The 20,963-nt window shown below is 67.7% G+C and carries 25 protein-coding genes and 1 tRNA gene; 22 read left to right on the forward strand and 4 right to left on the reverse strand.

Annotated elements, in window-relative coordinates:
• Positions 1-205: 205 nt before the first annotated feature.
• Entirely contained in the window at positions 206-397 is a 192-nt protein-coding gene (rpmB, locus tag ABFD52_00005; GenBank protein ID MEN6559142.1) for a 50S ribosomal protein L28, read from the forward strand.
• Between the two features lie 11 nt (positions 398-408).
• Here rpmB and ABFD52_00010 read toward each other — a convergent pair whose 3' ends face one another.
• From ABFD52_00010 to amrB, 4 genes are all read right to left on the reverse strand, one after another.
• The gene (locus tag ABFD52_00010; protein ID MEN6559143.1) at positions 409-2,556 is read right to left on the reverse strand and encodes a bifunctional (p)ppGpp synthetase/guanosine-3',5'-bis(diphosphate) 3'-pyrophosphohydrolase; all 2,148 of its coding nucleotides are present in this window, start codon (positions 2,554-2,556) and stop codon (positions 409-411) included.
• Entirely contained in the window at positions 2,543-3,127 is a 585-nt protein-coding gene (locus ABFD52_00015; protein ID MEN6559144.1) for an HAD family hydrolase, read from the reverse strand. Before ABFD52_00015 ends, ABFD52_00010 begins: the two co-directional genes overlap by 14 nt.
• A 40-nt stretch (positions 3,128-3,167) precedes the next feature.
• Positions 3,168-3,479 carry an FmdB family zinc ribbon protein gene (locus tag ABFD52_00020; protein MEN6559145.1) on the reverse strand — a complete coding sequence of 104 codons (312 nt, stop codon included), beginning with the start codon at positions 3,477-3,479 and terminating at the stop codon, positions 3,168-3,170.
• A 79-nt stretch (positions 3,480-3,558) separates the two neighbouring features.
• Positions 3,559-4,995 (reverse strand): AmmeMemoRadiSam system protein B, encoded by a 1,437-nt coding sequence (gene amrB, locus ABFD52_00025; protein ID MEN6559146.1) that lies wholly within the window; start codon positions 4,993-4,995, stop codon positions 3,559-3,561.
• Between the two features lie 141 nt (positions 4,996-5,136).
• Here amrB and ABFD52_00030 point away from each other — a divergent pair, with 141 nt between their 5' ends.
• The 21 genes from ABFD52_00030 (at position 5,137) to ABFD52_00130 (ending at position 20,932) form a co-directional block, all read left to right on the forward strand.
• The gene (locus tag ABFD52_00030) at positions 5,137-5,271 is read left to right on the forward strand and encodes a hypothetical protein (protein ID MEN6559147.1); all 135 of its coding nucleotides are present in this window, start codon (positions 5,137-5,139) and stop codon (positions 5,269-5,271) included.
• Positions 5,272-5,343: 72 nt separating this feature from the next.
• Positions 5,344-5,529 carry a hypothetical protein gene (locus ABFD52_00035; GenBank protein MEN6559148.1) on the forward strand — a complete coding sequence of 62 codons (186 nt, stop codon included), beginning with the start codon at positions 5,344-5,346 and terminating at the stop codon, positions 5,527-5,529.
• The gene (locus ABFD52_00040) at positions 5,516-6,205 is read left to right on the forward strand and encodes a hypothetical protein (GenBank protein ID MEN6559149.1); all 690 of its coding nucleotides are present in this window, start codon (positions 5,516-5,518) and stop codon (positions 6,203-6,205) included. The genes ABFD52_00035 and ABFD52_00040 overlap by 14 nt, the downstream gene beginning before the upstream one ends.
• Positions 6,202-7,068, forward strand: a complete 867-nt coding sequence (gene ispE, locus ABFD52_00045) for a 4-(cytidine 5'-diphospho)-2-C-methyl-D-erythritol kinase (protein ID MEN6559150.1) — start codon at positions 6,202-6,204, stop codon at positions 7,066-7,068. The genes ABFD52_00040 and ispE overlap by 4 nt, the downstream gene beginning before the upstream one ends.
• Positions 7,059-7,129 (forward strand) — tRNA-Gln (locus tag ABFD52_00050). The genes ispE and ABFD52_00050 overlap by 10 nt, the downstream gene beginning before the upstream one ends.
• Positions 7,130-7,158: 29 nt before the next feature.
• Entirely contained in the window at positions 7,159-8,088 is a 930-nt protein-coding gene (locus ABFD52_00055) for a ribose-phosphate pyrophosphokinase (protein MEN6559151.1), read from the forward strand.
• A gap of 10 nt (positions 8,089-8,098) precedes the next feature.
• Positions 8,099-8,767: a 50S ribosomal protein L25 gene (locus ABFD52_00060; GenBank protein MEN6559152.1), complete on the forward strand. Its 669-nt coding sequence runs from the start codon at positions 8,099-8,101 to the stop codon at positions 8,765-8,767.
• A gap of 3 nt (positions 8,768-8,770) precedes the next feature.
• Positions 8,771-9,352 (forward strand): aminoacyl-tRNA hydrolase, encoded by a 582-nt coding sequence (pth, locus tag ABFD52_00065; GenBank protein ID MEN6559153.1) that lies wholly within the window; start codon positions 8,771-8,773, stop codon positions 9,350-9,352.
• 84 nt (positions 9,353-9,436) lie between these two features.
• On the forward strand, positions 9,437-9,820 hold the full coding sequence (rpsF, locus tag ABFD52_00070) for a 30S ribosomal protein S6 (protein MEN6559154.1): 384 nt from the start codon (positions 9,437-9,439) through the stop codon (positions 9,818-9,820).
• A 1-nt stretch (position 9,821) separates the two neighbouring features.
• The gene (gene rpsR, locus ABFD52_00075) at positions 9,822-10,097 is read left to right on the forward strand and encodes a 30S ribosomal protein S18 (GenBank protein MEN6559155.1); all 276 of its coding nucleotides are present in this window, start codon (positions 9,822-9,824) and stop codon (positions 10,095-10,097) included.
• 1 nt (position 10,098) lies between these two features.
• Positions 10,099-10,602: a 50S ribosomal protein L9 gene (rplI, locus tag ABFD52_00080; protein ID MEN6559156.1), complete on the forward strand. Its 504-nt coding sequence runs from the start codon at positions 10,099-10,101 to the stop codon at positions 10,600-10,602.
• 37 nt (positions 10,603-10,639) lie between these two features.
• A complete protein-coding gene (gene dnaB / locus ABFD52_00085) occupies positions 10,640-11,995 on the forward strand; it encodes a replicative DNA helicase (GenBank protein ID MEN6559157.1) in 1,356 nt (451 codons plus the stop codon).
• Positions 11,996-12,008: 13 nt separating this feature from the next.
• Positions 12,009-13,373 carry a DNA repair protein RadA gene (gene radA / locus ABFD52_00090; protein MEN6559158.1) on the forward strand — a complete coding sequence of 455 codons (1,365 nt, stop codon included), beginning with the start codon at positions 12,009-12,011 and terminating at the stop codon, positions 13,371-13,373.
• Positions 13,374-13,428: 55 nt separating this feature from the next.
• The gene (locus tag ABFD52_00095) at positions 13,429-14,418 is read left to right on the forward strand and encodes a PIN domain-containing protein (GenBank protein MEN6559159.1); all 990 of its coding nucleotides are present in this window, start codon (positions 13,429-13,431) and stop codon (positions 14,416-14,418) included.
• The gene (gene ispD, locus ABFD52_00100) at positions 14,415-15,080 is read left to right on the forward strand and encodes a 2-C-methyl-D-erythritol 4-phosphate cytidylyltransferase (GenBank protein ID MEN6559160.1); all 666 of its coding nucleotides are present in this window, start codon (positions 14,415-14,417) and stop codon (positions 15,078-15,080) included. Before ABFD52_00095 ends, ispD begins: the two co-directional genes overlap by 4 nt.
• On the forward strand, positions 15,073-15,552 hold the full coding sequence (ispF, locus tag ABFD52_00105) for a 2-C-methyl-D-erythritol 2,4-cyclodiphosphate synthase (protein MEN6559161.1): 480 nt from the start codon (positions 15,073-15,075) through the stop codon (positions 15,550-15,552). The genes ispD and ispF overlap by 8 nt, the downstream gene beginning before the upstream one ends.
• Positions 15,553-15,856: 304 nt before the next feature.
• Entirely contained in the window at positions 15,857-17,770 is a 1,914-nt protein-coding gene (locus tag ABFD52_00110) for a M14 family metallopeptidase (protein MEN6559162.1), read from the forward strand.
• Positions 17,771-18,028: 258 nt separating this feature from the next.
• A complete protein-coding gene (locus tag ABFD52_00115; protein ID MEN6559163.1) occupies positions 18,029-18,613 on the forward strand; it encodes a sigma-70 family RNA polymerase sigma factor in 585 nt (194 codons plus the stop codon).
• Entirely contained in the window at positions 18,594-19,082 is a 489-nt protein-coding gene (locus ABFD52_00120) for a zf-HC2 domain-containing protein (protein MEN6559164.1), read from the forward strand. The genes ABFD52_00115 and ABFD52_00120 overlap by 20 nt, the downstream gene beginning before the upstream one ends.
• Complete coding sequence (locus ABFD52_00125; GenBank protein MEN6559165.1) at positions 19,079-19,531, forward strand: hypothetical protein; 453 nt, start codon at positions 19,079-19,081, stop codon at positions 19,529-19,531. The genes ABFD52_00120 and ABFD52_00125 overlap by 4 nt, the downstream gene beginning before the upstream one ends.
• Before the next feature lie 12 nt (positions 19,532-19,543).
• Positions 19,544-20,932 (forward strand): efflux RND transporter periplasmic adaptor subunit, encoded by a 1,389-nt coding sequence (locus ABFD52_00130; GenBank protein ID MEN6559166.1) that lies wholly within the window; start codon positions 19,544-19,546, stop codon positions 20,930-20,932.
• The last annotated feature ends 31 nt before the right edge of the window (positions 20,933-20,963 follow it).

Consider the following 20,963-nt stretch of genomic DNA (forward strand, 5'->3'; position numbering starts at 1 on the left):
CTAACCACCCCTGGCGGAGGTGGGAGCCTCAACTTCATCACAACAGTTACCTGGAACGTGCCTGCCGATGAGAAAAGCGGAAGTATTCACGTTGGTAGAAACCGGAAGTATTCATGTTGGCTTGACAAGCGAGCCGGGGGAACTTGCCTCCGGCCCCGTTTTATGGTATAAAGACGGCTCAATCCGAGACGAAAGAGACACGACCATGCCGAAAGTCTGCGAGATCTGCGAGAAAGGCCCCGTCTTCGGGCATAGCGTCAGCCATTCCCACAAGTCGTCCCCCAAGAAGTGGAAGCCCAATCTCCAGCGGGTCAAAGCCCGGACGCCCTCAGGCGTGCGCCAGATCTGGGTCTGCTCTAGATGCCTGCGCTCCGGCAAGGTGGCCAAGGCCGCCTAGCCCGGGCCGGGTCAAACCCTCTCCACCGACTGAACTTCCTTCAGGCCGTCGATCCGCTTCGCGATGGCCTCCAGCTGCTTGATGTCCCTGATCTTGAGGTCCAGCCGGATGCGGGCCCGTCCTTCCGCGATATTGGCCGCTTCCGCCCGGGTGATGTCGGCCTCGAGGCCGGCCACGGCCGCGGCGACCTTGGCCAGCACGCCCGGCGTATCCTGGGCCTTGACCAGGAGCCGGGCCTTGAACGTCCCGGCCAGGGCCGGGTCCCACGACACCTCGACCAGCCGCTGGCCGTCGAGCATCTCCCGCTTCACGAGCGGACAGCGCAGCGAGTGCACGGTCAGGCCCTGGCCGGCCGTGAGGTAGCCGACGACCGGTTCGCCCTTGACCGGCGCGCAGCACTTGGCCAGCTTGATCATCTGCCCGTCGATGTCCCTGATCCGGACGGACGCGTCGGGCCCGAGGGCCAGCCGATCCGCGGCCTTTTCGATGAGGCCCGGCCGGCGCGGCGCCACGGGGCCGAAGACGGCCTCGACCAGCCTGGCGTCGACGACGACCCGGCCCAGGCCGGCCTGGCGGTAGAACTCCTCGAGCGACGGGGCCTTCGGCCCGAGGGCGGCGGCCAGGCGGGCGGCCGTCGCTTCTTCGCCGCGCAGCTCGGCGGGAATGGAGAACTTGCGGAGCTCCTTCTCCCAGAGCTTGCGTCCCAGCGCGATGCTCGTGGCCCGGCTCTTGACGTCGAGGGCCCGCCGCAGGGCCTGGCGGGCGCCCGAGGTGGCCGCGGCGGCCAGCAGGCTTCGCATCGGGGCCTTGGCCGGATCGGTCAGGATCTCGACGATGTCGCCGGTCCGGAGCGCGGTCTTGAGCGGGGCGGGCGAGCCGTTGACCCGCGCGGCCGCGGCATGGAGCCCGATCTCCGTGTGGACCTTGAAGGCGAAGTCGAGGGCCGTCGCGCCGGGCGGCAGGTTGATGACGCGGCCCTTGGGCGTGAAGACATAGACCTCCTCGGGGACGAGGTTGGTCTTCAGCGTGCGCAGGAACTCCTGGGGGTTCTTCTTCTCCTCGAACAGGGCGGCCATCTCCCGGAGCCAGTGCAGGCGGCGGTCCTCGACCATCGGGCTCGGCGGCGTGTCGTCCTTGTACCGCCAGTGGGCGGCGATGCCGTTCTCGGCCAGGTCGTGCATCTCCCGTGTCCGGATCTGGATCTCGAACATCTGCTTGTTCCCGGTGATGACCGTTGTGTGCAGGGCCTGGTAGAGGTTCGGCTTGGGCATGGCGATGAAATCGCGGAAGCGCTGGGGCAGGTGGGTCCAGCGCTGGTGGATGATGCCCAGTATGCCGTAGCAGTCCTGGACCGAGCCGGTGATGACGCGCAGGGCCAGGAAGTCGAAGACCTGGTCGAAGCCGATGTCCCGCCGTTTCATCTTGCTCCAGACGCTGTAGGGCCGCTTGATCCGGCAATAGATCTCGGCCGGCAGGCCGTTGGCGGCCATGAGCTCCTCGAGGGTCTTCTTCATGGCCGCCAGGTCCGCCTCGGCGGCCTTCCTCTGGGGCTCGATCTCCGCGGCGATCTTGGCGAACTCCTCCGGCTCGACGTAGCGGAAGGACAGGTCCTCGAGCTCGGCCCGGATGCGCCCCATGCCCAGCCGGTTGGCGATCGGCGCGTAGATGTCGAGCGTCTCGCGGGCGATCTGGCGCTGCTTCTCCTCGCCGAGGAATCCCAGGGTCTTGAGGTTGTGGATCCGGTCGGCCAGCTTGATGAAGATGACCCGGATGTCGTCGGTCATGGCCAGGATGATCTTGCGCAAGGTCTCGGCCCGGCGGACCTCCGGCGAGACCTCCTGGACCCGGCTGATCTTGGTCACGCCCTCGACGAGGTCGGCGACCTCGCGGCCGAAGCTCTCCCGGATCGCGGCCGCCGTCGTGTCCGTGTCCTCGAGGACGTCGTGGAGGAGCGCGGCGACGAGGGTCGTCTTGTCGAGGCGCATGTCGGCCAGGCAATCCGCGACCTCGAGCGGGTGGCTGAGGTACGGCTCGCCGGAGCGGCGGACCTGGCCCTTGTGGGCCTGGCCGGCGAAGACGTAGGCCTTGCGGAGGGCGGCGACCTCCTTCTCGCTGACGTAGGAGGAAACCTTCTCGACGATGTCGTCAAACCTGACCATGGCCGTCGGGCCTCTCCTGTCCGAGTATCCAGGACGCCGCCGCGAAAATGTCCGCGGCCGTGTGGGCTGGCCGGACGCCGCGGGCGGCCAGGGCGGCGGCGGACCGGCGGCCGTAGCCGGTGAGGACCAGGACGGGGGCCGCGCCGATGTTCCTTCCGAACAGGACATCGGCCGGCTTGTCCCCGATCATGTACGAGGCGTTGAGATCGAGGCCGAGCTCGCGGGCCGCCTGTAGGCCCAGGCCCGGCCGCGGCTTGGCGCAGGGGCAATCCGGCTCCGGACCCTCGCCGGCGTGAAGGCAGGAATAGATGGCGTCGAGCGGCGCGCCCTGTCGGGCGAACTCTTCGGCGAAGCGGCGGTGCAGGTCCCCGAGCTCCTCCGCGGCGATGTAGCCGCGGCCGACGCCCGACTGGTGGGTCACGACGACGGCGGCGAAGCCGGCCTTCCTGAGGGCGCGGACGGCCTCGAAGGCGGCCGGATAGATGTGGATCTGGCGGAAGTCGGCCGGATAGCCGGTATCCTCGTTGAGGGTGCCGTCACGGTCGAAAAAAACGGCCCTGCGCGTCTTCATGGCTCGGGTTCGCCGGCGGGGAAAACCTCCGCTCGAACGGTCAGGACGAGGACTTGCCGCACCCGGCCCCGGCCGTGCCGCAGGACCCGCTGGCGGCCTCGGACTTGGTCTCGGCCGGCGATTCGGCGCCGGCCTTGCGGTCCCTCGCGGTATGCCCGGCGGGGACGGAATCCTTCTTGGCGTAGTCGGTGATATACCAGCCGCTGCCCTTGAACTGGATGGCCGGCGAGGAGATCCTCTTGGCCACCGGCCCGCCGCACTTGGGGCACTTCTCGAGGGGCTTATCCTTGGCCTTCTGGAGAACTTCGGTCGTCTCCCGGCACTTCTTGCACTGATATTCGTAGATCGGCATTTTGGTCTAACTCCGCATAAACAATAGACCATTATAGCAGAATTCGATCGGTTGATTAAAAACAATGGCCACCGCGAGGCTATTCGTGGAAGACGATCGCCTCGAAGACCGAGAGCTTCGCCCCGCGCTTCCAGGCGTCGGCCGGCAGGCCGGCCTTGAGCGAGGCCTGGGCCAGGAACGTCTCGCGGTCCCAGCCGTTCTCGACCGGCACCTGGGGCAGGAGCAGGCCCTTGCGCCCGTCCCTCTCGACGACGACACCGTGGGTGCCGACCTTGACCAGCCCGGGGTCGGCGATCTCCCGGACCGGCGTCAGGACCGAGATCTCGACCCGCAGGCGCCCGATCTCGGACGCGGCGACGGGCGGGAAGCGGGGGTCCTCCGTGGCCGCGTAGATCGCGCAGCGGATGACGGCCTGGCCGAGCGGCATGACGGGCTCGATGAAGCCGATGCAGCCGCGCAGGTCCCCGCTCTTCGTCAGCGTCACGAAGGCGCCGCGCGGCGTCCGGAACTTCTCCCGGCCGGAGAGGTCGTCGATAGTCGCCCCCCGCTCCAGGAACGCGGCCAGGGAGGCGCGGGCCATTTTCAAGAGCTCGGCCTTTTCGTCCGCGGTCAGCGTGAAGGCCTCGGGCGCCGCGTGGCCCTGCGTCCGGACCGCCGCGGCCAGGTAGCCGACGACCGGGCCGCCGAACGCAGCCGAGTCCGTCCGGGCCAGCACCTTGACCTCGGGCCGGCCGAGCCTGGCCGCGTAGAGAAGAAGGGAGGCGACACCGCCGCCGCCGCACATGATATTCTCGCCCGCCTCGACCCGGCGGATGAGCGTCTCGGTCTTGCGGCCTTCGAGCAGCGCGGCCGTGGCGGCGTCCGTGGACCGGGCCTGAGCCTCCGGCAGGTAGTGCGACAGGTCCGTCGAGGCGACGACCAGGACCTTCCGGTCCCGGCAGTTCTTGGCCAGGGCCGAGGCGAGGGCCCTGATGGTCGTCGCCGCCTGCGCGCCCATGACGATGGGGACGATGGCCGCGCCGGGCAGGACGCGCTGGACGAAGGGCACCTGGACCTCGACCGAGTGCTCTTCGGCGAAGGCCTCCGGCCGGAAGCGGAAGCCCGAGGCCTTGGCGATGGCCTTGGCCAAGTCCGCGTCGACCCGGGCGGTCCCGAGCGGCGTCTCGAACCCTCCGTCCGGCCAGACCGAGACCCCCTCGAAGGCGAAGCGGTGGGACGGCCCGATGATGACGACGGTGTCGATGGCCTGGCCGCGGACGAGGGCGTAGGCGGCGGCCGCCGTCCGGCCCGAATACGCGTAGCCGGCGTGAGGCGCGATTATCCCGATGATGCGACCGGATGCGGCCGGCCTGGCCGGGGCGGCCGCGGCCAGGTAGCCGTCGATATCGGCGGCCAGCCGGGCCGGGTCGGCCGGGTAGAACTGGCCGGCGAACACGGCCGGCCTGAGGCCCTGGGCGAAAGCCGCCGCCGGGGCGAAGACAAGCAGGAGGACGATCGAGCGAAGGGTTCTGGTCATCGGCGCTCTCCCGCGGCGCGTCCGCCGCTTCATCGCCCTCAATATAGGGGCGGGACGGGGAAAAATCAATCTGGTTTCCGCGGCTGAACGAGATTGACTTTTTCACGTAATTTAAGATAAAATGCTCACGGGAAGGATCAGATGAAAGGCTTCTTCAAGTTCCTGCTGGCTGTGTTGACGCTGGGCCTGGTGTTTTTCCTCGGTCATCGTCTCGGACAAGAAAAAGAAAAAGCCAAGATCCCGATCTTCCAGGACGAGCCCGAAGGCCGCGAATAGCGCGTCCGGAACCGGCGCGGCCCGAGCGCGCCCGTTCGGCCGCCGGCCCGGGCGAAGGCAAGGCAACCGACCATGAAGTGGAGCACGACGGCGATCCTGATCATTTTCGCTGCTTTCGTTCTGCTCCTTATCATTAATCCCAACATGTCCTGCTTCGGCCGGCGCCTCAAGTCGCCGTTCTATCCCCTGTTCCGGAAGGGGAAGATGAAGGACGGGGCGAAGAAGCCTCCCAAGACCGAAGATTATGGCTTCAAGTAGAGCGGCCGTCCGGAGCCGGTTCCCGCCCGCGGCAGCCCTGCTCGTCGCTTCGTTCCTCGGGTCCCTGTCCTGCGCGGCCCCTCCGCCGCGTCTCGTGCCGCCGTCCGGCGGCGTCGAGGCCGTCGAGGGCTTCGGCTCCGCGTCCATAGCGGGTGCGGAAGCCTCGATCAGGGGCAAGTTCGGATTCGTCTTCCGCCAGCCGGACCTCGGCCGGATCGAGGCCGTCGATCCGCTCGGCCGCACGGCCTTCCTCATCGTTTTCCGCGGCGAGCGGGCCTGGTTCGTCCTGCCGGCTCGCGGCATCTACGCCGAGGACGCCGCGGCGGTCATGATGGAGCGTTTCCTCGGCGTCGCGCTTCTGCCCGGCGAGGCCGTCCGCCTCCTGTCCGGTTCCTGGGGCGCCGGCGGCGACGGCGCCTGGGCCGTCGAGCGGGACGCCGAAGGCCGCGGCGCCCGCGGCGCCCGCGACGGGTTCGCGCTGGAGGTCCGGGCCTTCTTCCCCGGCGGCGCGGTGCCCCGCGAGATCGCGGTCAAAGGGCCCGGGGCCTCCGGCCGGGTCAAGGTCCTGAAGCTCGGCTTCAATCCGCAGCCGCGCGACGAGCCGTTTGACACGGCTTTCCTGCGCGGCTACGCGGCCAAGACCTGGGAGGAGATCCTGGATCTCGTCGACCGATGACCATCCGCTCTTTCGCCAAGATCAACCTCGGCCTCGAGATCGTCGGCAAGCGGCCCGACGGCTACCACGATATCCGGACGCTCTTCCAGACCATCGCCCTGTCCGACGAGCTCGACCTCGGGCCGGCCCCGGACGGCGTCATCGAGCTTTCCGGCGACGACCGGTCGATCGCCTGGGACCGGACGAACCTCATCGACCGGGCCGCCCGGCGGCTTTGCGAGGAGAGCGGGACGGTCCGGGGCGTCCGGATCGCCGTCCGGAAATCGATCCCCGCCGGGCGCGGCCTGGGCGGCGGCAGCTCCAACGCCGCGGCCACGCTTCTGGCCCTGGACGCGCTCTGGGGCCTGGGGCTGGGCCCGGCCCGGCTGGCCCCCCTGGCCCGGGGGCTGGGAGCCGATGTCCCCTTTTTCCTGAAGGGCGGGCTCTGCCTGGGAGAGGGGATCGGCGACCGGCTGACGCCCCTGCCGGACCTGGCGCCGCTCGCCTGCCTGCTGGTCTTCCCCCCGTTCCCGATCTCCACGCCGTCCGTCTACGCCGGCGTCGAGGCGTCCTTGACTTCCCCCGGGAAAGTCAGTAAAATTGAGCGCTTTCTGGAGTCCGGAGACTTCGGACTGTTGGATAATGACCTGGAACGCGTCATTTTCCGGGCCCATCCCGAGCTCGAGCGCTGGACAAGATTTTTCCGGGAGCGGGGGGCTTTGGTGTCCCAGGTCAGCGGTTCGGGCTCCGCGGTGTACGGGCTGTTCCCCGACGCCGCGAGCGCCGAGGCGGCGCGGAGCAGGCTCCCCGGCACGCCGGACGCCCGCCTCGCGGCAACGCTGCCGCGGGAGCACTATTGGGCCCAGCTCGGTGCTGGGGCGTAGCCAAGCGGTAAGGCAACGGACTTTGGCTCCGTCATCGGAGGTTCGAATCCTCCCGCCCCAGTTCGGACGATATGAGACGAGGATAGGACGATGAAGGTATTCACGGGATCATCGAATCCGGCCCTGGCCCAGGAGATCGTCGATTACCTGAAGATCGACCTCGGGCGCTGCGTCCTCAAGCGCTTCAGCGACGGGGAGATCCGGTTCTACATCGACGAGAACGTCCGCGGCGAGGACGTCTTCATCATCCAGTCGGGCTGCTGTGACGCGAACAGCTACCTGATGGAGCTGTTCATCATGATGGACGCCTTCAAGAGGGCCTCGGCCGGGCGCATCACGGCGGTCGTCCCCTACTTCCCCTACGCCCGCCAGGATTGGAAAGACAAGCCGCGGGTGCCGATCAGCGCCCGCCTCGTGGCCGACCTCATCGAGACGGCCGGCGCCAACCGCGTCCTGACGATGGACCTTCACTCGCCCCAGATCCAGGGCTTCTTCGACATCCCCGTGGACAATCTGATGGCCGCGCCCGTGCTGGCCAACCACATCAAGACGCTCAAGCTCGACGACGTGACCGTCGTCTCCCCGGACGCCGGCGGCGTGGGCCGGGCCCGCGTCTTCGCCAAGCGCCTCGACGCCAAGCTGGCGATCATCGACAAGCGGCGTCCGGCGCCCAACGTGGCCGAGGTCCTGCACGTCATCGGCGACGTCGCCGGCCGGAACGTCGTCATCTACGACGACATGGTCGACACCGCCGGCACGCTGACGCTCGGCGCCGAGGCCCTGGCCAAGGAAGGCGCGAAGAGGATCTTCAGCGCCTGCACCCACCCCGTTCTCTCTGGTCCGGCCGTCGACCGGATCATGCCATCGAAGCTCGAGCGGGTTTTCGTGACCAACACGATCCCGCTGAACCCGCAGGCCGCCGCTTCCGGCCGGTTCGCCGTCCTGTCCGTCGCCGAGCTCTTCGGCGAGGCCATCCGGCGGATCAACGAGGGCAGCTCCGTCAGCTCCCTGTTCGCCTAAGGAGAACACCATGAACATCGTCGTCAAGACCGAAAAACGCCAAGGCCTCGGGACCAACGCCTCGCGGCGGCTACGGGCCCAGGGATTCGTCCCGGCCGTCCTCTATGGGGAGTCCATCGAGACGATGCCCCTGGTCCTGGCCAAGAAGGACATCGTCGAGATCCTCCGCCTGGAGAGCGGCGAGAACACGATCTTCAAGGTCGCCGTCGACGCCGACTCGTACGACGCCATGATCAAGGAACTGCAGGTCGACCCGGCCACGGACGAGCTGCTCCACGTCGATCTCATCCGGATCAACATGGACAAGCCGATCCGGGTCACCGTCCCGGTCATCCACACCGGCGAGCCGTTCGGCGTCAAGAACGAAGGCGGCTTCATCGACTTCGTCACCCGCGAGGTCGAGGTCGAGTGCCTGCCGCGCGACATCCCGGAGAGCCTGACGATCGACATCTCCGATCTTCACGTCAACCAGTCCTTCAAGGCCCAGGGCATGACGGTGCCCGCCGGGGTCAAGGTCCTGACCGACCCGAACACCGTCCTCGTCCTCATCTCCATGCCGCACAAGGAAGAGGAAGCCTTCCCCGGCGAGAAGCCGGAAGGCGAGGTGGCGGCCGAGGAGCCCAAGGAGCCCGAGGTCATCAAGAAGGAACGGGCCGAGAAGGAAGAGCCGGAGAAATAATCCTTGTGGCTGGTCGTGGGCCTGGGCAACCTGGGTGACGAGTACGCGGGGACAAGGCACAACGCGGGCTTCCTCGTCGTCGACCGGCTGGCCCGGGCCTGGGGCGTCGAGCTCCGGGGCCGGCTGTTCAAGTCCCGCACGGCCCTGGCCCGGCGGGGCGGCGAGGACGTCCTCCTGGCCGAGCCCAAGACCTACATGAACCTCAGCGGGACCGCCGTGCGGGCGGCCCTCGAAGGCAAGGGCATCGGCCCTGACCGGCTGGTCGTTATCTACGACGATCTCGATATCCCGCTCGGCGAGATCCGGGTGCGCAGGACCGGCCGGCCCGGCACCCACAAGGGCATGATCTCGATCGTCAACGAGATCGGGTCGGCCGAGTTCCCGCGGGTCCGCGTCGGCATCGGACCGCTTCCGGGCGGCCGGGACGCGGCCGATTATGTCCTCGAGCCTTTCCGCAAGGCCGAGCGGGCCGACCTCGAGCTGGGCCTGGACCAGGCCGCCGAGGCCCTGGAGATGGTCCTCGACGGGGACATCGAGAAGGCCATGACCCGGTTCAACAAGCGGGTGGCCCAGGCCGAGGGTTGATTTTTCGCGGATTTCGTTTAAAATAGCCTTTTCTCCTTGCTCCTTCCCGAAGGAAGGGGCTGCTTAAACCACAAGGAGGTCTCGTTGAGACAGTACGAAACGGGGTTCGTTCTCTCCCCCAGCCTTTCCGAAGAAGAGACGACGCAGTTCGTGCAGCAGATGGCCGAGATCGTGGCCCAGAAGAAGGGGCACATGGTCAAGCAGGACATCTGGGGCAAGCGCCGCCTGGCTTTCCCGATCAAGCGCTTCCAGGAAGGCGTCTACGTGTTCTTCACCTACGACGGCGGTGGGGACGTGTCCGCGGAGCTGGAGCGCCGGTTCAAGCAGACCGACCATGTCATCCGCTTCATGACCGTGCTCAAGGACCCGCGTGACCTGGCCCGGCGGAAGAAGAAGAGGCGCGCCGAAGAGGCCGCCCCGGCCCCGGCCCCGGCGCCCGCCCCGGCCGAAGTGAAAGAGGAGAAGTGACATGCCGCGCGACGAACGACCCGAAAGACCCGAACGCAGCGAACGCGGCGGCTACCGGAAGTATTTCGCCCCCAAGAGGAAATTCTGCCGGTTCTGCCAGCGGGATGTCCGCGGCATCGACTACAAGGCCGTCGAGATCCTGAAGAAGTACATCCCCGACCGGGGCCGCATCACCCCGCGCCGGATCACCGGGACCTGCGCCTTCCATCAGCGCAAGCTGGCCCTGGCCGTCAAGCGGGCCCGCCTCATGGCCCTGCTGCCCTACGTCGAGGACTGACATGAAAGTCATCCTGAAACAGGACGTGGAGAAGCTGGGCCGCCGCGGCGACGTCGTCAACGTCGCCCCCGGCTACGGGCGCAACTACCTCATCCCCCGGAAGATGGCCATGGCCGTCACTGCGACGAACATCAAGGCCATCGAGATCGAGCGGGCGGCCCTGAAGAAGAAGCTCGAGGCCGAGCGCAAGGCCTTCCAGTCTCTGGCCGAGAAGCTCAACCAGGTCTCCCTGACCTTCGCCCGGCGGGCCGGCGACAAGGACGTCATCTTCGGCTCCGTCTCGGCCGGCGACGTCAAGGACGCGCTGGACAAGCTGGGCTACGACATCGACAAGAAGAAGATCCTTCTGGACGAGCCGATCAAGCGGCTCGGCCATTTCGCCGTCCCGGTCAAGATCAGCATGGACGACCGGGCCGAGGTGAAGATCGACGTCGTCCGCGAGGCGGCCGAGGGGGAGGCCCCGGCCGCCGGACCGGCCGAGACCCCGGCGCCCGAGAAATCCTGACCGTTCCCGGCCGCGGCCCGGCCGGACCGAGGGGGCTATGGAACTCGACACGATGTTCCTGAAGAAGACCCCGCCGCACAGCGTCGAGGCCGAACGGACCGTCCTTGGCGGGATCCTCGTCCAGAACAGCAACCTCAACGTCGTCCTCTCGACCATCTCCCCCGAGGACCTCTACCTGGAGGCCCACCGGAAGATCCTCGAGCGCATCATCGTCATGGTCGACAAGGGCCAGCCGGTGGAGCTGCTCAGCCTGACAGAGGACGCCCAGCGGGCCGGCATCCTGGAGGAGGTCGGCGGGGCGGCCTACCTGGCCTCGCTCCTCGACGGCGTGCAACGCAACCTCAACGTCGAGTACTACGCCCAGATCATCAAGGAGAAGGCCCTGCTGCGGCGCCTGATCCTTTCCTCGACCAGGATCATCCAGGACAGCTACGACCAGAAGGAGGACGCCGACGAGCTGCTCAACGCGGCCCAGGCGGCCATAGTCGAGGTCGCCGATCAGCGCATCAAGCCCGGCTTCCGGCCCATGAGCCAGCTGACCGGGCCGACCCTGGAGCTCATCCGAGAGACGGCCGCCCGCAAGGAGGCCGTCACCGGCGTGCCGACGGGCTTCCGCTATCTCGACGCCATGACGGCCGGCTTCCAGCCTTCGGAGCTGGTCATCCTGGCGGCCCGGCCGTCGATGGGCAAGACGGCCCTGGGCCTGAACATCTCCCACCACGTCGGGCTCAAGACCGACAAGGCCGTCGGCTTCTTCTCCATGGAGATGTCGGAAACGCAGATCGTCATGCGCCTGCTCTGCGCCGAGGCCAAGCTCGACATCAAGAAGACCAGGACCGGCTTCCTCAGCGACCGCGAGTTCGAGAGGCTCAAGCTGGCCGGGGAGGCCCTGTCCCGGGCCCGCATCTACGTCGACGAGTCCCCGGCCCTGACCATCATGGAGATGAAGGCCAAGAGCCGCCGCCTGAAGATGGAGCAGCGCCTGGACATCGTCTTCATCGACTACATCCAGCTCATGCGCACGGGCGGGCGGTTCGAGAACCGCAACCAGGAGATGTCGTTCATCTCCCGGTCCCTCAAGGAGCTGGCCAAGGAGCTGCGCATCCCGGTCGTCGGCATCTCCCAGCTCAGCCGGGCCCCGGAGAAGGGCCGGCGCGAGCCCAAGCCCATGCTCTCCGACCTCCGCGAATCGGGGGCCATCGAGCAGGACGCCGACGTCGTCATCTTCATCTACCGGCCTGAGTTCTACCACCCGGACGACGAGAGCCTCCGGGGCGTGGCCGAAGTCAACATCGCCAAGCAGCGGAACGGGCCGATCGGGAACCTCCAGCTGGCGTTCATCCGCGAATACGCCCTCTTCGCCGACATGGAACAGCTCGCGCCGGAGTACTGACGACGGGGCGGGGATGAAGGACAAGACCGTTTTCATCTGCCAGAGTTGCGGCGCCCGCTATCCGAAATGGATGGGCCGCTGCTCGTCCTGCGGCGAGTGGAACTCGCTCGTCGAGGAGATCGAGGAAGAGGCCCAGGCCGGCCCCGGCGGCCTGACGTACGCCCCGGCCGAGCCGGTCCTCTACAAGGACATCCGGGAGATCCCCCGCCAGCGGATCGCCGTCGGCATCGAGGACGTCAACAAGGTCCTCGGCGGCGGGCTGGTCGCCGGCTCGCTCGTCCTGGTCGGCGGCGAGCCCGGCATCGGCAAATCGACGCTCCTGCTCCAGGTGGCCCGCGACATGGCCACGGACGAGACGCCGGTCCTCTACGTCTCGGGCGAGGAATCCCTGGAGCAGATCAAGCTCCGCGGCGACCGCCTGGGCGTCCGCGACGGCCGGCTCTTCCTCCTGGCCGAGACCAACCTCGAGCGCATCCTGGCCCAGGCCGAGCGCCTGGCGCCCGGGATCCTGGTCGTCGACTCGATCCAGACGGTCTTCTCGGCCAAGATGACCTCCGGGCCGGGGACGATCAGCCAGGTCCGCGAGGCGGCCAACCAGATCTTCCGCTTCGCCAAGACCCGCCAGATCCCGGCCTTCATCGTCGGCCACATCACCAAGGACGGGTCGCTGGCCGGCCCGAAATCGCTCGAGCACATCGTCGACGTCGTCCTCCTGTTCGAGGGCGAGCGGGACCACAGCCAGCGGGTCCTGCGGGCCATGAAGAACCGCTTCGGCCCGGTCTCGGAGCTGGCCGTGTTCGAGATGACCGCGGCCGGGCTCCAGCCGATCCTCAACCCGTCGGCCTTCTTCCTCCGCGAGCGGCCCCGCGACGAGGCCGGCAGCGCCGTCGTCTGCACGGTCAGGGGCACGCGCCCGTTCCTGGCCGAGATCCAGGCCCTCGTCTCCTCGACCCTTTTCACCGGCAACCCCAGGCGCATGACCATCGGCCTCGACCACTACCGGACGGCCATGCTGCTGGCCCTGGTCGAGAAGAAGGCCGGCTACAGCTTCGCCGGCGAGGACATCTACCTCAACGTGGCCGGCGGCATGTCGATCGACGAGCCGGCCGTCGACCTGGGCGTGGTCATGGCCGTCGTCTCTTCGCTCAAGAACATGCCGCTGCCCCAGGACATGGCCTTTTTCGGCGAGGTCGGGCTCAGCGGCGAGATCCGCTCCGTGGCTCAGCCCCTCGTCCGCATCAAGGAGGCGCAGGCCCTGGGCTTCGGCGGCATAATGCTGCCGGCCGGCAACCTGGACGCCCTGGACCGGAAGGACCTGCCGGAGATCGAATGCCTGGGCGTCCGGACCGTCCGCGACGCCCTGCAGCGCGTTTTCTGAAGTCCCTATGGATCGCAAGGGATAAGAGATAGGTCCGATCGTAAGGAGCGCGGAGATGGGCATCTTGCTCTTCCGGCTGTTCGTGCTCGGGCTGATCACCGTCGGGGGGTACATCTACCCGCCGTTCAAGCTCGGCCCGGTCCCCGGCGCGGCGGCGGCCGCCGCCATCGGCGTCCTGATGATGGTCCTCGAAACCCGCGTCCGCCGGGCCCCGTTCCGGGTCCTCTGGAGCGCCGGCGCAGGCCTGATACTCGGGCTCGTCCTCGGCTGGCTCTTCGGCGCCGTCTACCATTCGGTCGTCCGGACAGCCGAGATGGGCACCTTCGTCCGCATCTTCTTCGTGGTCATCATGCCCTACTTCGGGGTCCTGGTCGGCATGAAGAAGCCGGAGTGGTTCGACCCGGCCCACCTGGCCGGGCTGTTCAAGGAGAAGCGGGCCGGCCGCAGCTTCAAGATCCTGGACACCAGCGTCATCATCGATGGCCGCATCGCCGACCTCTGCGACACGGGCTTCGTCGAGGGCACGCTGGTCATCCCGCAGTTCGTCCTCAAGGAGCTGCATCTCGTGGCCGACTCCCCCGACGGGCTGAAGCGGCAGCGGGGCCGCCGCGGCCTGGACGTCCTCGATCATCTCCAGAAGTCCTCCCAGGTCGAGACCGTCCTCTCGGACGCGGATTTCCCCGAGGCCCGCGACGTCGATTCCAAGCTCATCGAGCTGGCCAAGACGATGGACGGCAAGATCGTCACCAACGATTTCAACCTGAACAAGGTCGCCCGGATCCACGGCATCAAGGTCCTCAACATCAACGAGCTGGTCAACTCCCTCCGGCCGGTCGCACTGCCCGGCGAGATCATGAACGTCTTCATCCTCAAGGAAGGCAAGGAGAAGGAGCAGGGCGTCGCCTACCTCGAGGACGGGACCATGGTCGTCGTCGACAACGCGCGGCGGGTGATCGGCCAGGCCGTCGACGTCACCGTCACCTCGGTTCTCCAGACGACCGTCGGCAAGATGATCTTCGGCCGCTTCAACGGGGAGGCCAAGTGAGCGGCGCCTCGGCCATCATCGTGGCCGCCGGGGCCGGCAAGCGCTTCGGCCAGCCGAAGCAGTTCGCCTACCTCCGGGCCAAGCCGGTCCTCGAATGGACCCTGGAGCGGTTCCAGGGCCACGCCGAGGTGGAGGCCATCGCCCTGGTCCTGCCCGACGAGCGGGACCTCAAGCATTACCGGCTGCGCTATCCCAAGATCGTCGACATCGTCCGCGGCGGGGAGCGGCGCCAGGATTCGGTCTGGCAGGGATTCCGTCTCCTGGCCGCGACGGCCCCCGAGATCGTCCTCGTCCACGACGGGGCCCGGCCGCTGGCCGGCGCGGACCTCGTCAGCCGGGTCATCGCCGCGGCCCGGGCCGGCGGGGCGGCCGTGCCGGTCCTGCCGGTCGAGGACACGATCAAGGAGGTCCGCGAGGGGCGTGTCACGGCCACGGTCGACCGGGCGCTCCTGGCCCGGGCGCAGACGCCCCAGGGCTTCCGTTATGCCGTCCTGAGCGCAGCCCTCGAGGCGGCCCGCAGGGACCGGTTCTACGGAACGGACGAAGCGGCCCTCGTCGAGCGGATCGGCCTGGCCGTGACGGCGGTCCCCGGCGATCCCCGGAACATCAAGATCACGACGCCCCTCGACATCCCCATCGCGGAGGCCCTCCTCAATGCCTAAGATCGGCTTCGGCTACGACATCCACCGTCTCGGGGCCGGGCCCCGGCTCGTCCTCGGCGGGACGGAGATCCCGTTCGCGTCCGGCCTGATCGGGCATTCCGACGGCGACGCCCTCGTCCACGCCCTGATCGACGCCCTGCTCGGGGCGGTCGGCGAAGGCGACATCGGGACGCATTTCCCCGACACGGACCCCCGCTACAAGGGCGCGAGGAGCCTCGTCCTCCTCGAAACGGTCATGGACCTCGTCCGGCGCCGCGGCGCGGCCGTCGTCAACGTCGATACGGTCATCGTCGCCGAAGAGCCGAGGATGGGGCCGCACATCCCGGCCATGAAGGCCGCGCTGGCGCCCGTCCTCGGCATCCCCGAGACGGCCGTCGGCATCAAGGCCAAGACCAACGAAGGGCTCGGCCCCGTCGGCGAGCAGCGGGCCATCGCCTGCTTGGCCGTCGTCCTGGTGGACCTGTCCGTCTGACGGTCCTTCTCCGGCCGATTTTCCCCCGGATATCGCCGCGCCTCCGCGCCTCGTTATCGGGGCCCGGACGTTTCGCCGAGGCGAAGCTTCCTGGGATCGGCGCCGGGCGGCCCGGAGGGGGAAGGGAGTCTGTTCCCCTCCGCCGGCGGGGGGAGGGGTGGAGCCGAAGCCGAACGGAGGCGCCACCGGACAGGACCCGGCGCCGATGCCGGAAAGCTTGCGGCTGGAAAGGTTCGGTCCCTGGTTGACTTGGCCGGGCGTTGCGCATATCCTCCGGTCCTTATCGGCTTCACGAGGAGGACGCATGAACACGCGCGCTCTCAGGCTCGGCGCGGCCGCGGCTTTCGCGGCGGCCCTGATCATCGGCCTCGCGGCTCAGGAATACGGGCCGCCAGGGAGGAGGCAGGCCTCGAAGCTGCCCCCGACCTACACCGTCGGCGGCATCCGCCACGGGATTAGCTACTTCCCGAAGACCGATTATGCCTTCACCAAGCCGAAGAAGGCCGGCGAGATCGACTTCGAGCACTACCACACGTACGACGAGGTCACGGCCATCCTGCGCAAGTGGGCGGCCGACTACCCGAACCTGGTCGATGTCTATTCGGTCGGCCGGACTTTCGAGGGGCGCGACATCTGGCAGATCACGATCACGAACAAGGCGACCGGCAAGGACGCCGACAAGCCGGCCATGTTCATCGAGGGCAACCGGCACTCCGGCGAGGTCACGGCGGCCGAGTCCGCGCTCTGGTTCGCCGCCCATGTCCTCGGCGGCTACGGGCGGGACCAGGCGCTGACGAAGCTCGTCGACACCAAGGCGCTCTACGTCCGGGTGAAAAACAATCCCGACGGGTCCGAGCTTTATCTGAACACGGCTCAGTCGAACCGCAGCACGGTCCGGCCGTACGACGACGACGGGGACGGCCTGCTCGACGAGGACCCGCCCGAGGACCTGGACGGCGACGGCTTCATCCTCCAGATGCGCCAGAAGGTCGAACCGGGCAAGGGCGCGATGATCATCGACCCTGCGGACCCCTCGGGCCGGCTGATGAAGCGGGCGCCGGCGGGCCGGGGCGATTATATGATCTATCCGGAAGGGATCGACAACGACCATGACGGGCGGACGAACGAGGACGGCATCGGCGGGCTCGACCTGCACCGCAACTATCCCGAGAACTGGCGGCCCATGCCCGGCCGCGACCAGACCGGCCGCGGCTTCACCCAGGGCGGGGCGGGCGAGTATCCGCTGTCCGAGCCCGAGACCAGGGCCGTCTTCTCCTTCCTGCTCGAGCACCCGAACGTCAGCATCGGCCAGACCATGGACACGACCGTGCCCATGCTGCTCCACGGCCCGTCGACGAGCCGCATGAGCGAGTCCATGTTCCCCGAGGACATGAAGATCTTCAAGGACTTCGACGAGCAGGGGAAGAAGATCACCGGCTATCCCTACGCCGGCGACACCTACTGGGACTACGCCAACATCGGCCGCGGCGACCGGAACGCGCGGGCCATGGCCGCCGAATCCGGGTTCGAGATGGCCCCGGAGCCCCAGGGCGAACCTCTCTTCGGCCACTCCCCCGACTTCGGCTACCTCTATTACGGCGCGGTCTGGTACGGCGACGAGCTCTGGAACGGAGGCCGGGTCAAGGACTACGACGGCGACGGCCGGGTGACGGACCTAGAGGCCCTTCGCTATATCGACGAAGAGCTCGGCGGCCGCTATTTCAAGCCCTGGACGAAATTCAACCACCCGACGCTCGGCCAGGTCGAGATCGGCGGCTTCAATCCCAAGTTCTGGCGCCAGAACCCGCCCGTCGAGCTTCTCGAGGAGTGGATCAAGAAGGAAGCGATGTTCAACCTCTTCCTGGCCCAGTCGCTGCCCCAGGTCAGAGTGGTCTCGGCGGAGGCCCGGCCCGTCAGGAAGGAGCCGGGCCTTATCGAGATCGCGGCCGTGTTCACCAATGACGGCTGCTTGCCCACGGCGCTCAGGATGGCCGACCGGATAAAGATCGTCCGTCCCGACGCGGCCGCGATCCGGCTGCCCGAGGGGGCCGAGCTCGTCGGCGTCCGTGAACGCCAGGACATCGGCTTCCTCCGGCAGAACGAGAAGAAAGAGGTCCGTTGGAAGGTTAAGGTCAAGCCGGGGACGGCCGGGGAGGCCGAGATCTCCATCCTGTCCACCCGCGGCGGCGTGGCCCGGACGACGGTCAAGATCGGCTAGGGGAGTCCGCGGGGCGGCCCGGATCGGGCCGGGCCTTCTCTTCCGTACCCGCTGATCGTCCGTCAGGCCCGGCATGGCCTGCCCACGGTGAATCCTGTATAATTGACGCCGGTAGGCCCCTGGGAACCGGCCGTTCAGGGGAATGCGCCGCTGAAACGGGACTCCCCGGGCCGGCGTCTTGGGGAAAGACCCCGTTCCGGGAAGAATTGCCTCCTCCCCCCGTCTAACAGGGTGCGGAGGACAAGTGAGCTTATCCGCATGGAAGAGAAACAGCTGGTTCGACTGGCTCAGGAAGGAAGCCCAGGTGCTTTCGAGCAGCTGGTCACGAAATACCAGCCGAAGGTGTTCAGCATGGCTTTGAGTTTCACCCGCAACCGGGAGGCGGCCGACGACCTGGCCCAGGAGATCTTCCTGAAGGCCTATCTCGCCCTGCCCCGGTTCCACGGGAAGTCGGAGTTCGGGACGTGGCTTTACCGCGTGTCCATGAACCATATAAAGGATTTTCTCCGGAAGAAAGGCCGGGCCAAGGAAGTGTCCCTGGACGATGTCGGCGAGGCCGCCTTCTCCGACAAGGAGCAAGCCGAGCGGGCCGAACAGGAGCGGGAAACGGAAGCCCGCCGGTCGCTCGTCCGGAACGTGGTCCAGGGCCTGCCGGAGAAATACCGGATCATCCTGACGCTCCGCGACATCCAGGGGCTGGCGTACGAGGACATCTCGCGGATCCTGCGCCTGTCGCCGGGGACGGTCGACTCCCGCCTCCACCGGGCGCGCCGGATGCTCCGGATCAAGCTGGAGCCGTATCTCGCCGGCGAAGGAGGGGCCTATGAACTGCCGCAAAGCTGAGGAGCTGCTCCTTCGGTCTATCGACGGCCGCCTCGGCGGGCGCGACAGGGACCGCCTGGCGGCCCACCTCGCGGCTTGTCCGGCCTGCCGGAAGGTCGAAGCGGAATACCGGTCGATGCTCCGTCTCCTGAAGGACGGGCGGGAAGCCCAGCCGCTGCCCCGCTTCTGGGAGCGCCTCGAACCCCGGCTCCGCGAAGAGACGGACCTCGTGCCCCTGCTCTTCTGGGAACGCTGGAGCCTCAAGGCCATTCCCGTGTTCCTGGCCCTGGTCATCCTCCTGGGCGGCTTCCTCTTTTTCGCCCCCAGGGTCCGCGAGCTGAGCCAGTCGGCGGCCCTGCTCCTCGAGAACAGGGATCCGATGTCGGAGACCACGGCCATTTTCGAGACCGACAAGCCGGAGACGCGGACCATGATGCTCATGTTCGCCTCCCTGGACGATAAGTCGCCCCTGAGGAGGCCGACGCCATGAAGACGAAATACAAGATCCTGATCGCGCTGACGCTCGTCGTCGTCTTCGGGCTCGGCGTCGCGGCCGGCGTCATCGGCGAGCGCTACTTGGTGCACCGGGCCGCCCGTCGGGCCGCGGCCTCGCGGCTGCACTCCCCGTCCCCCGAGGAATGGACCAGGGAGCTCGGCCTGACGCAGGAGCAGCAGGACAAGATCCACGAGATCTTCAGGAAGAACGACGAGCGGATGAAGGCCTATCGGACCGAAAGCCGGGCCAGGCTGGGCGAGCTCCGCAAGATGCTCAGGGACGAGATCGACGCGGTCCTGACGCCCGAGCAGAAGCAGAAGAACGATGAGATGATCCGCCGCTTCGAGGAGTGGCGCAAGAAGGAATCGGACCGGAACCCCTCGCGCGAGCGGCGGGACCAGGATCCCCCGAAGGATCCCCCCCGGCCGGATCGCGAACATTAAAGGAGATCTGAGATGAAGAAGAAAGTCCTCTGGATGATCGTCGCCCTGGTCGCGGTGACCGCCCTGGTCCTCGGCCTGACCGTTCTCAAGGGCGGCAAGGGCAACGAAGTCAAATACAGGACGGAAGCCATCGGCCGCGGCGACATCGAGGCCGTGGTCGTCACCTCGGGCACGCTGAACCCGATCGATACGATCGACATCGGAGCCCAGGTGTCGGGCAAGGTCACCAAGCTCTACGCCGACTTCAACACCCCGGTCAAGGCGGGCGACATCGTGGCCGAGCTCGACCAGGAGCAGTTGAAGATGAAGATCCAGCAGAACGAGGCCAGCTATCAGACCCGCTCGGCCGCGCTGGAACAGGCCAAGGTCAGCCTCCAGACGTCTCAGAAAGCCTACGAGCGGGCCAAGGCGCTGTTCGCCAAGAGCCTTCTTTCGGTCGAGGAGATGGACACGGCCGAAGCGAACTATCTCACCGCCAAGAGCTCGCTCGTCTCGGCCCAAGCCGGCCTGTCCCAGGCCAAGAGCTCCCTCGACCAGAGCCGGGTCGACCTGAGCTATGCCATCATCCGGTCGCCGGTCGACGGCGTGGTCATCACCCGCAAGGTCAGCCTCGGCCAGACGCTCCAATCGGGCTTCAACGTGCCGGTCCTGTTCCAGGTGGCCACCGACCTGACCAAGATGAAAGTCGAGTGCGACGTCGACGAGTCCGATATCGGCAAGGTCAAGGAGAGTCAGGCGGTCCGCTTCGGCGTCGAAGCCTACCCGAACGAGCAGTTCCGCGGCATCGTCCAGCAGGTCCGGGTCTCGCCGACGACGACCAACAACGTCGTCACCTACACGATCATCGTCAACGTCGACAATCCCGAGAAGAAGCTGCTGCCGGGCATGACCGCCACCGCGTCCATCATCGTCGGCGAGGCCAAGAACGTGCTGCGGGTGCCCAACGGCGCCCTTCGCTTCACGCCCACCCTGTCCGAGGCCGAGCTCAAGAAGATGCAGGACGAGATGCGGGAGCGCTTCATGGCCCAGCGGCAGGCCCAGGGCGGCCAGCCCGGCGCGGCCGGCCCCGGCGGGGCCGCTCCGGCGGCCTCCGGCGCTCCGCAGGGCGCGCCTCAGGGCGGTCCGGCCGGCCAGCCCGGGACCCTCACCCGCCAGGGCGGAGGCCAGAGCCGGCCGCAGATGCCGCGCGTCTGGATCCTCGACGCCCAGGGCAAGATGCGGATGGCCATGATCCGGACGGGCGTCTCCGACACGAGCTACTCGGAGATCGTCCGCGGCGACGTCAAGGAAGGCGATCTGGTCATCCTCGGGACGCAGGGTTCGACCCAGGCGGCGGGCGCCAACCAGCCCGGCATGGGCGGCATGATGTTCATGGGCGGGCCTCCGGGCGGGCGGCGCTGAACGCCGGGACCAGCCCCGAAAGGACCATCAT

It is taken from the genome of Acidobacteriota bacterium (assembly GCA_039683095.1).
Lineage (GTDB): Bacteria > Acidobacteriota > Aminicenantia > Aminicenantales > Saccharicenantaceae > RBG-16-66-30.

Coding starts and splice junctions, on each gene's coding strand:
- ABFD52_00020 (MEN6559145.1), bottom strand. CDS start 3,479: ATGCCGATCTACGAATATCAGTGCAAGAAGTGCCGGGAGACGACCGAA.
- ABFD52_00030 (MEN6559147.1), top strand. CDS start 5,137: ATGAAAGGCTTCTTCAAGTTCCTGCTGGCTGTGTTGACGCTGGGCCTG.
- ABFD52_00115 (MEN6559163.1), top strand. CDS start 18,029: ATGGAAGAGAAACAGCTGGTTCGACTGGCTCAGGAAGGAAGCCCAGGT.
- ABFD52_00095 (MEN6559159.1), top strand. CDS start 13,429: ATGGGCATCTTGCTCTTCCGGCTGTTCGTGCTCGGGCTGATCACCGTC.
- amrB (MEN6559146.1), bottom strand. CDS start 4,995: ATGACCAGAACCCTTCGCTCGATCGTCCTCCTGCTTGTCTTCGCCCCG.
- ABFD52_00130 (MEN6559166.1), top strand. CDS start 19,544: ATGAAGAAGAAAGTCCTCTGGATGATCGTCGCCCTGGTCGCGGTGACC.
- rplI (MEN6559156.1), top strand. CDS start 10,099: ATGAAAGTCATCCTGAAACAGGACGTGGAGAAGCTGGGCCGCCGCGGC.
- ABFD52_00125 (MEN6559165.1), top strand. CDS start 19,079: ATGAAGACGAAATACAAGATCCTGATCGCGCTGACGCTCGTCGTCGTC.
- ispF (MEN6559161.1), top strand. CDS start 15,073: ATGCCTAAGATCGGCTTCGGCTACGACATCCACCGTCTCGGGGCCGGG.
- ABFD52_00120 (MEN6559164.1), top strand. CDS start 18,594: ATGAACTGCCGCAAAGCTGAGGAGCTGCTCCTTCGGTCTATCGACGGC.
- ABFD52_00010 (MEN6559143.1), bottom strand. CDS start 2,556: ATGGTCAGGTTTGACGACATCGTCGAGAAGGTTTCCTCCTACGTCAGC.
- rpmB (MEN6559142.1), top strand. CDS start 206: ATGCCGAAAGTCTGCGAGATCTGCGAGAAAGGCCCCGTCTTCGGGCAT.
- ispE (MEN6559150.1), top strand. CDS start 6,202: ATGACCATCCGCTCTTTCGCCAAGATCAACCTCGGCCTCGAGATCGTC.
- ABFD52_00055 (MEN6559151.1), top strand. CDS start 7,159: ATGAAGGTATTCACGGGATCATCGAATCCGGCCCTGGCCCAGGAGATC.
- ABFD52_00015 (MEN6559144.1), bottom strand. CDS start 3,127: ATGAAGACGCGCAGGGCCGTTTTTTTCGACCGTGACGGCACCCTCAAC.
- radA (MEN6559158.1), top strand. CDS start 12,009: ATGAAGGACAAGACCGTTTTCATCTGCCAGAGTTGCGGCGCCCGCTAT.
- rpsR (MEN6559155.1), top strand. CDS start 9,822: ATGCCGCGCGACGAACGACCCGAAAGACCCGAACGCAGCGAACGCGGC.
- ABFD52_00040 (MEN6559149.1), top strand. CDS start 5,516: ATGGCTTCAAGTAGAGCGGCCGTCCGGAGCCGGTTCCCGCCCGCGGCA.
- ABFD52_00035 (MEN6559148.1), top strand. CDS start 5,344: ATGAAGTGGAGCACGACGGCGATCCTGATCATTTTCGCTGCTTTCGTT.
- ABFD52_00110 (MEN6559162.1), top strand. CDS start 15,857: ATGAACACGCGCGCTCTCAGGCTCGGCGCGGCCGCGGCTTTCGCGGCG.
- dnaB (MEN6559157.1), top strand. CDS start 10,640: ATGGAACTCGACACGATGTTCCTGAAGAAGACCCCGCCGCACAGCGTC.
- ABFD52_00060 (MEN6559152.1), top strand. CDS start 8,099: ATGAACATCGTCGTCAAGACCGAAAAACGCCAAGGCCTCGGGACCAAC.